Raw genomic sequence first — 14,344 nt, forward strand, 5'->3', positions numbered from 1 at the left:
GGTTGCGCGTATCTCTATAAAATTACTGGTAATCAGTAGTATATATGTGTTAATGCTCATCTTTATAAATGGTATAATTACTCTAATTGATTGCCATTTTTGTAGTTATACCATACTTGAAGATTTTACCAGTATGAGTAAATTTTGAATAAGCTTCTTTGGCGCTGTTTGACGGAGGTCTTAGCAAACAAAAGTCCCCTCGCTCATGGTCGAACGAGGGGACTTTTGTTTGCTAGGTATCTATCTGCTTTATGACGACTGGTTTTAGACACTGTTTATGCTTAAGGGCGCGTGAGCAGGCGATCAATTGGCAAAACCTCGCCATTTTTGATTACCTGTTCCACATTCAGGGCGTCGCGCACATTGGTGAGTGGATCGCCGTTGACGATGACTAAATCGGCTAGCTTGCCCGGCTCGATGGAACCTAGATCTTTACTAACACCTACTGTCTCGGCAGCCCAAAGCGTGGCAGACCGGAGCGCCTGATACGGAGTCAACCCTGCATCGACAAATACCTGAAGTTCGGTATGCAGGCTCATGCCGTAGGGGACAAATGGACTATCGGTTCCGGTAGTAACGTGGGCACCCGCATCAACCAACGCTTTTACGCCTTTCTGAAGATTCCCGAAATTACTTAAATAGCCGGGGCTTATTTTGGCATATTGAGCCGACCCAGCCTGTAAGGCATTCGTGAACTCTTCGGAATAAAACGCCTTATACTGCCGATTCTCCAGCAAACTTGGGTCTTTGGTCGTCAATACGGCAAAACCGCCTTGCAAGGAAGCTGTTGGCGTAATATTCATGCCCGATTTGGCGAGCAGTTGAATAACATCCTGATAACTCCGGTTCATGGCCGTAATCTTGGGCGAATAGCCACGTCGGCTGGTACCACCAATGTGCTCAACCGCATCGACATCGTAGCGCATGGCCGGGAAAATTTCGTGCGACGATACGGGCATCCCATGCGCATGCGCAAAGGTTGTGATGCGTTGCTGCATTGCATCAGGCATTCGAACGTAGGTTTTAATGAGATCGTAACCCAATTTAACTGAGCGATTCAGTTCTCGATCAAGTTGCTCGTCGGAGTTGATGCTGGTGGCTGCGCCGTAATAAATTCGGGTTCCGTCGGTTAAGCCACCTGTGAAAAATTGGCGCGGACCAGGTCGAACACCACTCGCCCACGATTCTTTTCGTTCGAGGGCGTCGTATGGATCGGCACCAGGTTCCCGAATGGAGGTAATGCCAAAGGATAACCACAAGCGGCCTATTTTTTCGCCAACCATCGAGTGCTGGTGCGTGTGCATCTCGAACAGACCGGGAATAACCGTCTTCGTTGATGCATCAACTAGCGTTCCCGGGCGACCAGCCTGATGAGGTAAAATGGACTTGATTCGATGACCTTCAATCAGAATATCGACATTGGTACGGTAGGTGTTCGCTTTGCCGTCGAATAACCGCCCCGCGTGAACTACTACTTGACCAGCTGGCTGATTAATTTGCCAGGTCAGGTCCATCGGGTGCGTTTCAATGTGTCCGTCGGCCAGGTAAACCTGCTTTAATACGTCGGTTGCCAGAAATAACAGGCTCTTCGAGTCGCCCGTCCAGGTGGGCGTATCAGTTTGTTCTGTGGTTAATTGGCGGGGTTTTCCTATAATCGTTCCGTCAGGTTGCACGTCTGTAATCCACAACAGACCATCCAGAACATAGGCCATCTTTGTGCCATCGGGCGACCAGATGGGACCGTTCTGGCTCCGTGTTGCCAGACTATGACCTGGTGCGGGTGATACGTATCGGTCGTTTTTGCCATCGAACGAAAGCAGTAGTACTTCACTCACCCCCTCGCGATAGCGCGACGAGTAGGGGTGAAGGGCCGATATAGCAATCGTTTTCCCATCTGCCGACCAGCTTGCCTGACTGGGTACAAACACCGATTCGTGCAGTTTTTGGGTTTTGGGCACTGTTACATCAGCGGTGTAAGTAACGTCAGCGGTGTAGAGCGTACTGCGGCCCCAGGCATTGCGAGGGTCACTCTGATAAAAAGCAACTTTACTACCGTCGGGCGACCAGCTCGGAAAGTGTAAATCGTCTCCCATATCCACCAAAACCCGATCCTGTCCTGTTTTTAGATCCCGAATCCAGACATCCATGTTGCCATTTCTGTCCGACGTATAAGCCAGTTTGGTTCCATCTGGTGACCAGCTTGGTTCCAATTCCATCGATTGCCCCTGAGTTAGACGTTCAGGTTTTTTTGTCCCTTTTGCCAAGAGCCACAAATCACCTAGAGCCGCAAACGCAATCTGTTTTCCATCGGGCGAAATGGCGGGGCCTTTAATGCCAAGAACGGGTTGTGGCTTCCGACTATCGAAGTCGTAAGTTTTTCGTTTGTAGGTCGTTTTGGGTAGGTTAATTAACGCCTGGAATGGAATGATCTGCGCAGTTGAGCTACCAATTTTTCGTCGTTTCAAGGAACCACTGCTGGTATATAAATATTCATCGGACGAGAACCAGCTTGCCCGAAACGGGAATACATCTTCCGACGCTTCGGTTAGCATCTGGGTTTTGCCGTCGGCCAGTGAAACGACTTCTAAGCCACTTTGTGAATTATTCAGCACATTATAGAACAGGTGCGATCGATCGGGCTGCCAGGCTGGCCCGACCAGTTTCCCTTTCGTCGACGAAACCAGTTTTTCAGGTTGTCCAGGGTTGATTACATAAATACCCGGCGCATTTGTCCGGTCAGAAACGAACGCGATTTGTTTCCCATCTGGCGAAAACGCTGGGCTGAAATCATTGCCCGAATCGTTAGTAAGCTGAGTAAGTTTTCCATCGGCCAAATTGAGCTGCCAGATGTCGTAATTGCCGCTACGGTCAGAAGCAAAAACCAGTTGCTTGCCATCGGGCGACCAGTGAGGTTCCCGGTCGTCATAAATGCCCGTAGTCAGCTGTTTGGGCTTACCACCTTCCTTAGAAACTACCCAGATGTGATAGCGACCATCCCAAAAGGCATGAAACGCAATCTGCTTGCCATCGGGCGACCAACTCGGCTGCCGACAATCACCGAGTGGGTCGGTTACAGGACGCGCGGTTCCGCCCAAAGCGGGTAAAACCCAGATCGTTCCCTGCAAATCAATGGCTATAGATTTTTTATCGGGCGAGAGGTCTGCTGCCATATTTGTTCCCTCCGTGACTGTTACGCGCAACGAGTCAATGGAAGCCGCCTGAGCAGTACTCTTTAGAAAAGAGGGTAGGCAGAACGATATGACTATTATTGTAAAAATAAAAGAATAAATATGTCGCATAAAGCAAAAAGAGGTAATTATTATTTTGATGAAGAGTTGGTTTTGTGTTTTTTCTTTTGAACCTACGCAGTCGAGCGCCCACTTCCAAACATAGCCTTGATTTCTAGAGAGATAATTAATGAACTCCTAGAATAACCGAAAAAAACCTTAAAAAAAGTCAATGATTTTGCGCGTAGCATGGCCGTTATGCAATGGCAAATTCTATCTTTGCGAGAATCACTTATTTAACCTTTACCTATTTCTATGAATTACAGTGTTTATCTGGTTCCCATCCTCGGCATTGTTGGCCTGCTAGTGATGTTTACCAAATTTATGTGGGTCTCCAAGCAGGATGCTGGCGACGCCCGAATGCAGGAGATTTCAGGCTATATTGCTGATGGGGCCATTGCTTTTCTTAAAGCTGAATGGCGTGTGCTGACGTATTTTGGGATTATAGTCGCCCTTCTGCTAGCCTATATGGGCAGCCTGGTTCCAAATTCCAGCTCAATTATTGGGCTTTCTTTTATCTTGGGTGCATTCCTGTCGGCGCTGGCTGGCTATATCGGTATGAACATTGCCACGAAGGCCAACGTTCGTACCGCGCATGCTGCGCGTACAAGCCTGACGAAAGCCCTTGAAGTGTCGTTTACAGGCGGATCGGTTATGGGAATCGGGGTTGCCGGTATTGCCGTACTGGGTCTGGGGAGTCTGTTCATTATTCTCTACAAATTATACGTTGAGCCATCGGGCGATGTGAATGGCCTGCCGATGGAGAAAGCGCTCGAAGTACTGGCCGGTTTCTCTCTCGGTGCTGAATCGATTGCGTTGTTTGCTCGTGTAGGTGGGGGTATTTACACCAAAGCTGCCGACGTTGGGGCCGACCTGGTGGGTAAAGTAGAAGCGGGTATACCTGAAGATGACCCGCGTAACCCGGCTACGATTGCCGATAACGTAGGCGACAACGTGGGTGACGTAGCCGGTATGGGTGCCGATTTGTTCGGTTCGTACGTGGCTACCATTCTGGCTACGATGGTGTTAGGCCGTGAAATCGTTATCCCGAACGATCCAATTATGGGTCATGCTCCTATCGTCTTACCGATGGTTATTGCGGGTTTGGGTTTGATTTTCTCCATCATTGCAACTTACCTTGTTAGGGTTAAAGACGATAATGGAAACGTACAGGGAGCCTTAAACCTGGGTAACTGGGCATCGATTGCAATTACGCTGGTGGCTTCTTATTTTCTGGTTAATGCCATGTTGCCTACGGGTACCATGGAAATCCGGGGTGTGGAATTTACCCGGATGGATGTATTCTACGCGATTGTCACGGGACTTGTCGTTGGTGCACTGATGAGTACCGTCACCGAATATTATACGGCGATGGGCCGTCGTCCAGTATTATCGATTATCCGGCAATCGGCTACGGGTGCAGCTACCAACATCATCGGCGGTCTGTCGGTGGGTATGGAATCAACTGTGATACCCATTTTGGTACTGGCGGCTGGTATTTATACATCCTATCATTTTGCTGGCTTATACGGTGTGGCTATTTCGGCGGCTGGTATGATGGCTACCACGGCTATGCAATTAGCCATTGATGCATTCGGCCCGATTGCCGATAATGCCGGTGGTATTGCCGAAATGAGCTACCTGCCTGAAGAAGTACGTGGTCGCACCGATATTCTGGATGCCGTTGGAAACACAACTGCGGCTACCGGTAAAGGTTTTGCTATTGCTTCGGCTGCCTTAACCGCACTCGCTCTGTTTGCTGCTTTTGTGGGTATTTCGGGTATTTCGGCCATTGACATTTACAAAGCCGACGTATTAGCTGGCCTGTTTGTAGGCGGTATGATTCCATATATTTTCTCGTCGCTGGCGATTGCGGCTGTGGGTCGTGCAGCTATGTCGATGGTGGAAGAAGTTCGCCGTCAGTTTCGCGAAATACCGGGTATCATGGAAGGGACAGGTAAGCCCGAATACGAAAAATGCGTCGCTATTTCAACGCAGGCGTCTATCCGTGAAATGGTGTTGCCGGGTGCTATTGCCCTGACGGTACCCGTAGTGGTTGGCTTCATTTTCGGGCCCGAAGTATTGGGCGGTTTGCTGGCGGGTGTTACTGTATCGGGCGTTCTGATGGGTATTTTCATGAACAATGCCGGTGGTGCTTGGGACAACGCCAAAAAGTCGTTTGAAAAAGGAGTGCTAATCAATGGTCAGACCTACTACAAGAAATCGGAACCGCACAAAGCATCAGTTACCGGCGATACCGTTGGTGACCCTTTCAAAGACACGTCGGGTCCATCGATGAACATCCTGATTAAACTGATGTCGATCGTGTCGCTCGTTATTGCCCCTTACATCGCTGTTCCTTCTGCCGAAACGCCGGGTTATAACAAAGAAGGCAAAGAAGCTGCTGGCACAGAGTTGCCTCTGGAAGAATCTACCGCGGCCGATAACGATAAAGTGAGCACACCAAACACAGGCCTCGGGGAGTTCCGCCCTGAAAAATTAACGAGTGGTGTCGAACTGAACATTCCTGAGTTTGGTATTGAAAGCAAACTACTGGCTTTTATCAAAGGCGATAAGCCTGTTGACAAAACAACCTGGTTTGACTTCGACCGCTTGCTATTCCAGACAGGTAGCGCCACGCTGGAACCTCAATCGCAGGAACAGTTGAAGAATATTGCCGAAATCTTGAAAGCCTATCCAGCCGTGAATATCAAACTAGGGGGCTATACCGATAACACAGGCAATGCTGCTAGCAACCTCAAACTTTCGCAGGATCGGGCCAATTCGGTACGGGTCGAATTAGAGAAAATGGGCATTGCCAAAGATCGCCTTGAAGCTGAAGGCTACGGACAAGAGCATCCTGTTGCTTCAAACGATACAGAAGAAGGCCGGGCGCAAAACCGCCGGATTTCGGTTCGGGTGACGAAGAAATAATTGCAGAATTAATTTAATTCGTTTATTAAAAAAGGTCGGTTTCAACCAGAATCGACCTTTTTTAATGCGAAAACTTATGATTGACGATGCATCTATTAAAAATCATACAAGACTTAGAGGGAAGTTCGAACAACGAACGAAGTAATTATATCAAACGGTTTCTTAGCCAGAATGGTATCGACTATTCTGTGCAACAGTACCAGTCGGGAGCAAACTTAATTGTACGACCCAACCATAGAAAAGCAGTAGTTGCGTTAAGTTCACATTTTGATGTGGTTCCTGAATCCCCGGGAGCCAACGATAATGCGTCGGCAATAGCCGTTTGTTTCGCCATTCTGTATAAAATCAAAACACATAGATTTACTAATTTTGATCTCGCTGTTTTCTTTTTCGATGAAGAAGAACGTGGCTTAAAAGGATCGAAAGCCTATGTTAATCAGTTCGGTATTGATGACATAGAAGCCCTAATAAATCTTGAACTTGTTGGGCAGGGGGATAGGTTTGCACTGTGGTCATTGAATGAAACATCTTCAGGCAAAATACTGGAAGCCTTTGAGGAAGCTGCCCGTGGGGCCAATATTTATTCCCGTAGATTTGATCAAATTGTAACTAATTCCGCAGATCACCTAAGTTTCAGAAAAGCAGGGCTGAATGACGCTTTTACAATAACCTGCGTTTCAGAAGAAGATTTGAATGTCGCCTATCATTATTATAAAGCCCAGGAGTTTGATGTTGATAGGTCTGTGCTACAGGAAATTATGCAACAGGCACCTATCTTTAAGCATTACCATAAACCAACAGATTTGAGTATCCATTTATCAGAAGTGTGTCTTCAGCAAACTACTGAAACGATCTGGAGTACTTTACTGAAATTTGATGATAGGTAATAAATAGTTGTAATCACAAACCGACAAGACAATGGATAGTATAGCTGAATACATTAAACAACATACAAGTAAGACAGTTTAGCAGATTGCAAAAACAGCAGATGTATCAATTGCCTTTGCTCTTGAATTACAGGCTGAATTAGCTGGTAAAAAAAATGTAATTAAAAGAAATAGAAAGAACTATACTATTTCTTGAGTCCATTATGAAAACAGCTCGCTCTCAGAATAGAGCGAGCTGTTTTCATAATGGACTTACTATTAATTTCCTAATGCGTTGTAAATCAGTAACTGATTGTTCGTCACAACGCGGTCGCCGGGGGCTAATCCGCTTGATAGGTACGTTTTTGGTCCAATCGATTTATAGACGTCTACTTCCCGTACCAGCGGCTGATTTTGACGATTAACCATAACCACGAAGTTGCGGTTCTTATCGAATACAACGGCGCTTGCCGGAATGGCCACACGTTTATCTTGACCCGCATAAGTAACGCTTACGTTAGCAAACATCTCAGGTTTGAGTCGGTAATCGGCATTATCGAGTGTAACACGAACTTTCAGGGTTTTGCTGTCGGGGTCGAGTACGTTAAAGATTTTGTCGATTCGGCCGTGAAAGATTTTATCCGGGTAGGAGAGGGTAGTAATCGTTGCCTGATCGCCCTCTTTTATGTTCGCTAAATCAGACTCATAAACGTTCGCGAGCGCCCACACATGATCGAGGTTAGAGATCGTGAACAAATTCTCTGGGTCGTCAGAACGAAGTTCCATTCCTTGTGATGCAGATTTCTCGACAATAAAACCGCTTACAGGAGCCTTTACAATGTAAACGGCACCTGTTCCGCCCACAATTCGGCGTCGTTCATTCACCCGATTCACTTCCCCTTTCGCTGCCAGCAATTGCTCCTGACTTGCCACCAATTCCCGTTGTGAGCTTAAGCCAGCTTTGGTCATGTCTTCGGCAACCTGTAAATTTTTCTGAGCAACGGCCAACTGGCCTTTTGCTGAGACATTCTGCTGTTCTAAATCGGCCAGATCGCCAGATCGGATTACAGCCAAGGTTTGGCCTTTTTTCACATAATCACCTAAATCTGCTTTGAGAGTTTCGATGTGGCCCCCTACCAACGGAAACACCTTGACAACCTGATCTTGGTTGAAGGTGATTTTGCCCGTTAAATTCAGCTCATTACGGGCATTCTCATACTTGGCCGTGTCGAAGGCGGCCGTGGCTAGCAGATTCGTTTCTTGGCGCTCTTTGGAGGTAGAATTTTCTTCTGATTTTTGAGCAGTACTATCGCAACTAGTTAAGCCACCCAAAACGGCCAGACCAATAGCAATCACAAAGGCCCCACTCTGTATAGATCGAACTTCCCGGCCAGAATCTGTACGTACTACGGACACCGCTACTTGATTTTGCAGGTTCGTTACTTCTTTATCGTTTATAAGCTTCAGCCAGTTATGGACCAGAGAGTAAACGAAAGCAAATGGGTATTTTTTCATGATGTTACGGCTCTTACAACGATATATTTTTTAGTCGCTGATAAGCAAAAAGGAGCCTTTACAAAAGTCTACTTTATTAATTAAAGGCTTCTTAAACCCAAATTAAAAGGTTATTAAAGCCGGAAAGCAACAGTGCCTGTCAGATTGATCTAACAGGCACTGTTGCTTTCAAGAACGTTGAGTAAATAGAGTACTATTACTTAAGCTTTTAAGGAAGACTTAGCGTCATCAACTCCCGATTTTGCGTTATCGGCTAGTTCTTCGACTTTGTCGTTATAGGCGTCTTTGGCCTCCTCTTTATTTTTATTGAGGGCAGCCTGCGCCTGATCTTTATACTGGTTGAATTGCTCTTTGGCTTTGTCAGTGTATTGATTTACCTGGCTTACCGCCTGCTCGTACCCTTCCTTTACCTGCGATACACCTTTCTCCCACTGGTCCTTTAAATCGCCTGAGCGCTTGTTTGCTTCTTCCGCTAATTTCTCACGGGTTTCTTTACCACTGCGGGGAGCTGTTAGAAGACCAATAACAACACCGGTAATAATACCAGTCAAAAAATCTCTTGTACTTCTCATCGTTTTATGCGTTTTAGGTGAGTGTTGATTTTAGCGAATCCGCAGATTACTGCTTAGCTTTTTTCTTAGCCTGATTAACCAGATCCTGGGTTTTCCCGGTTGCCGAATCAACATAGTCATTGTACTGGTTTTTAATATTATCCAGCCCTGACTGCAATTGATCCTGCAAATCTTTGAAAAACGAATCTGATTCAGACGTGATACGTTTCCGCGTTTTTTTACCGCTCTCGGGAGCAAGCAAAACACCGATAACTGCGCCAACTGCTAATCCTACTAAAATACCTGGTAGTGATTTCATGATTTCTAACTTTGGTGAATGACTTATGGTTCCAAGATGGTCAATCTACTAGAAAATACTGTACCACTATTGACTAAATGCGTTAAGTGGTTGTAAATTAGTTATTTGTGATTAGCCTTATTTATGTACATTGAGGATTTTTTTCTACAAGGACGTCCACGTTTTACGCAATAAATATCTTTAGGCTGAGATTGATACTTATTATTTTAAAAGACCCTGGCCCAAAGAGCGAGTTTGATAATGGCTACAAAAAAAATCCCCGCGCTCAATTTGGCGCAGGGATTCCGTACCCACCGTAACTTGTACTTAACCTAAAATAATTTACCTTGGATTAACCCAGGCCTAACACAACGAGTTGGTTAGAAAATTATCTATATCACAGATGATATTTCATAACTTAATGTACTCCCTTCTTCACACACCACGACCTTGAATCAGACGCAGGATAATCGCAATTACTGCAATCACCAGCAAAATGTGGATTAAGCTACTGCTACCAATTCCTGTACCCAGCACCCCTAGGAAACCCAGGAGCCAGATAATAATCAGGATGACAGCGATAGTGTAAAGAAGGTTTCCCATGACGTTTATTGAGTAAATCAGAACAAACTATCTCGCAATTGATAAACTGATTAGAAAAAGTTGTGCCAATATTGGTAGATACAGCTAGTTATAGGCACTAGAAGGCCTTATACGCTTGGAAATGAGCATGTAACTAGGGTATAATCTTTAAATAGGCCTTTGGGGAGTTAGCTGCCGAAAAATGAAAACTGTGGAATTTATTACACAACTGTAGAATAAGCGTGGAAAAATGGCTCAATTAACGGCTGAGTGTTTCCACACTAATTAATCTGGAGACTGGCTAAATTTATGACATTATAACCGCAATCAGCTAATCCAATGGACATTAATATAGGCTGATACTCGAAAATTGAGCACTAAAAGCACTTTCGGCACATATTTTATACAGTGTATTGTCAGAAGAACACAATTGAAAAACGAGATGTGCCGTGGTAAATACAATAACAGGGATTAACATGGGGCAGCAATACAGGCCAATCGCTATTAATGCGACCCCTATGGCAAAGCGCGTATTGATTGTCGATGATGAAGCTGACATCTGTTTGCTGTTATCAGGATTATTACGTCGTTTGGGATACCAGCCTACCTGTGCCCATTTTATTGAAGAAGGCCGTCAATGTCTCCACACACAGAAATTCGACGCTATTTTTCTAGACTTAAATCTGCCAGATGGGTTGGGCTTTGATCTGTTGCCGTTCATCAAAGAAGACCAGACAGAAGCTAAGATAATTATGATCAGTGCGTTTGATGGACAAGCCGAACGTCGGCGAGCTACTGAACAAGGTGCTGATTATTTTATAGGCAAGCCCTTTACCCGACGTTCGGTAGAGATGGCTTTGCAAACCATTCAGGTTTGAGTAACTTTGTTCATACAGCAAAGGTAGATTCATTCGTTGTTCATTACTGGACATGGTCTGTCTGAACAAGTTCAATACCGCTTCATGGAAAAAATTCTGATTATTGACGACAACAATGATATATGCCTGCTTCTAGAGCGTTTTTTGAGCAAGCAGGGCTATAAAACGGCGTCGGTACAGCGGGGTGATGATGGGCTGGTTTTGTTACGAAAAGAAGCTTTTGAGTTAGTCATCTGCGATTTTAAACTTCCCGATATTGATGGCCTTGAAATGCTTCGGCGTATTAAGGTTATGCACCCCACTACAGCTGTTATTATTATTACAGGCTATTCGGATGTTCGAATGGCGGTGCAAACGGTTAAGCATGGGGCATACGATTACGTAACGAAACCCCTGTATCCCGACGAGATTCTATACACGATAAAAGCAGCCCTCGAACGGCGTGCGCAATCGTTGAATCAGGCAAAAGGGGCACCTGTAACCGCTGCATCAGGTACCACAAAAGCAAGCACCACAAAGCCGTCGCCTAGTAAGACGCCTTTAACGCCCGACGGTAAACGATTTATATTTGGCCGAAGTCGTGCCGCCGAACAGCTTCAGAAACATATTGATCTGATTGCCCCAACGGATATGTCGGTAATTATTACTGGCGAGACTGGTACGGGTAAAGAGTTTGTTGCCAACGCTATTCACCTCAAGAGTAAACGCGCAGATAAGCAATTTGTGGCGATTGACTGTGGAGCTTTAGGTAAAGAACTAGCTGGTAGTGAGTTATTTGGTCATGTGAAAGGCTCGTTTACGGGAGCCATGTCGGACAAGGCAGGAAGCTTTGAGTTTGCGAATGGAGGGACCATATTTCTGGATGAAATCGGTAACTTATCGTACGACAATCAGATTAAGCTGCTACGGGTGCTACAAGAGCGAAAAATTCGGCGAATAGGTAGTAACCAGGATATTCCGGTTGATGTGCGGATTATTGTCGCCACCAATGAGGACTTGCGTGAAGCTGTTCGGCAAGGAAAATTCCGGGAAGATATTTACCATCGGATTGCTGAGTTCGAAATGCACCTATCGCCTTTGCGTGAACGTAAATCCGATATTATGATCTTTGCGGAGCATTTTCTGGAATTGGCCAATCAGCAGTTAGAGAAAGATATTCAGGGCTTCGAAGAAGAAGCGAAGGATAAATTGAAAGAGTATTACTGGCACGGTAATCTGCGAGAATTGCAAAACGTGGTGAAACGAGCCGTGTTGCTCACACAAGGCGATTATATAGAAGCCGATGTGTTGCCCCATGAAATTATTTCGCCCCAGTACTTTACACCCGAAGAGACGAATGCTGGCCATGTTCAGGTTAACTACGATCCTGCTCGACCAGGTATTCCGGTGTTTAGCCAATCGGCAGCTAACTTGAAGTCGGTTTCGGAAAATGCCGAACGTGCGGCTATTTTGAAGGTGCTGGAGAAAACGGGGTACAACAAAACCAAAGCCGCTGAGGTTCTTAATATCGACCGTAAAACGCTTTACAATAAATTGAAAGCATACGATATCCATTTATAAAAGAGTGAAAGTGCGAATGAGCGAAAGAGTGATTAACCTACATTAGATAATCACTCTTTCGCTCATTCGCACTTTCACTCTTTATTCTTCTAGTTCACACTAAAGCCTACTGAGAGTAAGCCTACGCCGTTTTTAGCATTGCCCAGTATCGTATTGGCTGCTCCACTGTTAGCGATGTTTTGTAAGCCCTGCTCATAACGGGCTCCAATAAATGCCTTGCCGAAGTAGAGGTTAAGCCCACCCGCTATGCCATAATCGACCTTATTGAAATTGTCGCGGTTGACTGCAGTAGAGCCGCTTCCAAAATCACCATTCGAATTAATATTCGAGTTCAGCAGGTATGATACATAAGGACCAGCCTGCAACTCAACGGCCTGTCCTAATTTAAACGTGGCCAAAACAGGTAGCTCAGCATAATTAAGTTTGAAGGTGTTTTTGCCGCTGAAGCCAATAACATTGTAAGTAGCCGAAGCACCTTTTGTCATGTAAAGCAACTCGGGCTGAATGGCAAAAAACTCACTGACGGGTATCTGTGAAAAAACACCCGCATGAAATCCGATTCGTTCGTTTTTGTTCGTAGCTCCCTGACTATCGTAATACAACGAACTTGCATTTAAACCACCTTTTAATCCGACCCGGGTTTTACCTTGTGCAAGCGCACTAGATGAGTTCAACAATAGGGCACCTACGCTAAAGAAGGCAGCCACCGTCAAAGTTTTTACTGAATTGTTCATAACGTTAATTGGTTAAAAACAGAACATAAATTATATCTGTCTTGGTAGAGGTTGTTTCAAATCCGTGCCAGAATGGGCAGAATTAGCGTAAATACACGCTTATGCCTGGTTTACTTGGGGTTAGGTTACTTTCGAAAGGGTATGAGTTTATTTACCTAGTTAGCAACAATGAGTAAGAAATTCCCCAATTTGTAGAGCGGCTCAATCAGTTTTACTACTAGAGCGGTTGGTACTTGATAAGTTGTAAGTTGGCAGGCAATTTATAGGGCCTATCTATTGAGTCTGGCCTTATAACCCTAAAAATATATTTACTTATTGATAACCTCCTTTTATCTCAAAAGTATACTTTAGCTGTCTATAGTTAGAAATCAGGCATTTGGGTAAGCTAATGTAGAAAACAACAAGCCGGAATTAAGCAGAGCCAGGTATCTGGAGTTTTATACTGGTAAATAATACGTTAATAAATTGATGTTTTTAAGTAATTTTGGAAAAGAGGTACACCTCCTGAAAAAATTGAAAATAGATAATGGCGCTAATTGATTAGAGACGTTAAGTTGATTATAGCCTACTAAAACGTAAGAAATTAATTAGTATTCAATAGCCGTAATTTTTACTGATCTGTATGCACCGTAAACTTACAACCATGACCATTCTGATCGCCGACGATGATACAGATGATCGATTGTTCATGGATAAGGCACTTCGTCAGAGTGGTTATACGCAAAATGTTCAGTTTGTTGAAGATGGCGAAGAGTTGATGGAATATCTGCGTCAGGAAGGGCGTTATAATGAGGAAAATGCCCCCTGGCCTAATCTATTGATTTTAGACCTGAACATGCCCCGGAAAAATGGCTTTCAGGCTCTGAATGAAATAAAAGATGATCCTAAACTGCGTCGATTGCCGGTGGTTGTTATGACCACATCCTCAGCCGACGAAGATGTACTAAAAACCTATAATCTTGGCGTTAATTCATTTGTGACAAAGCCCTTTAATTTTAATCGGCTGGTCGAAATGGTCAGTGCTTTGAAAACATACTGGATAGATACCGTTAAACTGCCATAACAGCTTTCGGTCAGTGATTTTTATACTTTTCTGCTGATTACTGTGTCTTTCACTGTTCTCTGCCAACTACTCACGG

General features: G+C 44.9%; 11 protein-coding genes. 5 read left to right on the forward strand and 6 right to left on the reverse strand.

The genetic code is table 11. The features are described 5' to 3' along the window. Positions 1-281 precede the first annotated feature (281 nt). Positions 282-3,170 (reverse strand): DPP IV N-terminal domain-containing protein, encoded by a 2,889-nt coding sequence (locus ACYVGR_RS31815; RefSeq protein ID WP_460964092.1) that lies wholly within the window; start codon positions 3,168-3,170, stop codon positions 282-284. A gap of 372 nt (positions 3,171-3,542) precedes the next feature. Here ACYVGR_RS31815 and ACYVGR_RS31820 point away from each other — a divergent pair, with 372 nt between their 5' ends. Next, the gene (locus tag ACYVGR_RS31820; RefSeq protein WP_460964094.1) at positions 3,543-6,221 is read left to right on the forward strand and encodes a sodium-translocating pyrophosphatase; all 2,679 of its coding nucleotides are present in this window, start codon (positions 3,543-3,545) and stop codon (positions 6,219-6,221) included. An 86-nt stretch (positions 6,222-6,307) separates the two neighbouring features. Next, on the forward strand, positions 6,308-7,108 hold the full coding sequence (locus ACYVGR_RS31825; RefSeq protein ID WP_460964096.1) for a M28 family peptidase: 801 nt from the start codon (positions 6,308-6,310) through the stop codon (positions 7,106-7,108). Positions 7,109-7,366: 258 nt separating this feature from the next. On the opposite strand, the gene ACYVGR_RS31830 is transcribed toward ACYVGR_RS31825, so the two are convergent. The 4 genes from ACYVGR_RS31830 to ACYVGR_RS31845 all read right to left on the reverse strand — a co-directional run bounded on the left by ACYVGR_RS31830 (position 7,367) and on the right by ACYVGR_RS31845 (position 10,054). Then, positions 7,367-8,602 carry an efflux RND transporter periplasmic adaptor subunit gene (locus ACYVGR_RS31830; protein ID WP_460964098.1) on the reverse strand — a complete coding sequence of 412 codons (1,236 nt, stop codon included), beginning with the start codon at positions 8,600-8,602 and terminating at the stop codon, positions 7,367-7,369. Positions 8,603-8,802: 200 nt separating this feature from the next. After that, positions 8,803-9,174 (reverse strand): YtxH domain-containing protein, encoded by a 372-nt coding sequence (locus tag ACYVGR_RS31835; RefSeq protein ID WP_460964100.1) that lies wholly within the window; start codon positions 9,172-9,174, stop codon positions 8,803-8,805. A gap of 46 nt (positions 9,175-9,220) precedes the next feature. After that, a complete protein-coding gene (locus ACYVGR_RS31840; RefSeq protein ID WP_460964102.1) occupies positions 9,221-9,472 on the reverse strand; it encodes a YtxH domain-containing protein in 252 nt (83 codons plus the stop codon). A gap of 414 nt (positions 9,473-9,886) precedes the next feature. Beyond that, positions 9,887-10,054, reverse strand: a complete 168-nt coding sequence (locus ACYVGR_RS31845) for a lmo0937 family membrane protein (protein ID WP_157589464.1) — start codon at positions 10,052-10,054, stop codon at positions 9,887-9,889. 497 nt (positions 10,055-10,551) lie between these two features. Between ACYVGR_RS31845 and ACYVGR_RS31850 the strand changes: the two genes are divergently transcribed. After that, positions 10,552-10,911: a response regulator gene (locus ACYVGR_RS31850; RefSeq protein WP_240543420.1), complete on the forward strand. Its 360-nt coding sequence runs from the start codon at positions 10,552-10,554 to the stop codon at positions 10,909-10,911. A gap of 84 nt (positions 10,912-10,995) precedes the next feature. Next, the gene (locus tag ACYVGR_RS31855; RefSeq protein WP_460964105.1) at positions 10,996-12,471 is read left to right on the forward strand and encodes a sigma-54-dependent transcriptional regulator; all 1,476 of its coding nucleotides are present in this window, start codon (positions 10,996-10,998) and stop codon (positions 12,469-12,471) included. Positions 12,472-12,560: 89 nt separating this feature from the next. On the opposite strand, the gene ACYVGR_RS31860 is transcribed toward ACYVGR_RS31855, so the two are convergent. Beyond that, the gene (locus ACYVGR_RS31860; protein ID WP_460964107.1) at positions 12,561-13,205 is read right to left on the reverse strand and encodes a porin family protein; all 645 of its coding nucleotides are present in this window, start codon (positions 13,203-13,205) and stop codon (positions 12,561-12,563) included. 622 nt (positions 13,206-13,827) lie between these two features. Between ACYVGR_RS31860 and ACYVGR_RS31865 the strand changes: the two genes are divergently transcribed. Beyond that, positions 13,828-14,268, forward strand: coding sequence for a response regulator (locus tag ACYVGR_RS31865; RefSeq protein WP_460964109.1), 441 nt, complete (start codon positions 13,828-13,830; stop codon positions 14,266-14,268). Positions 14,269-14,344 lie beyond the last annotated feature (76 nt).

It is taken from the genome of Spirosoma litoris (assembly GCF_054776755.1).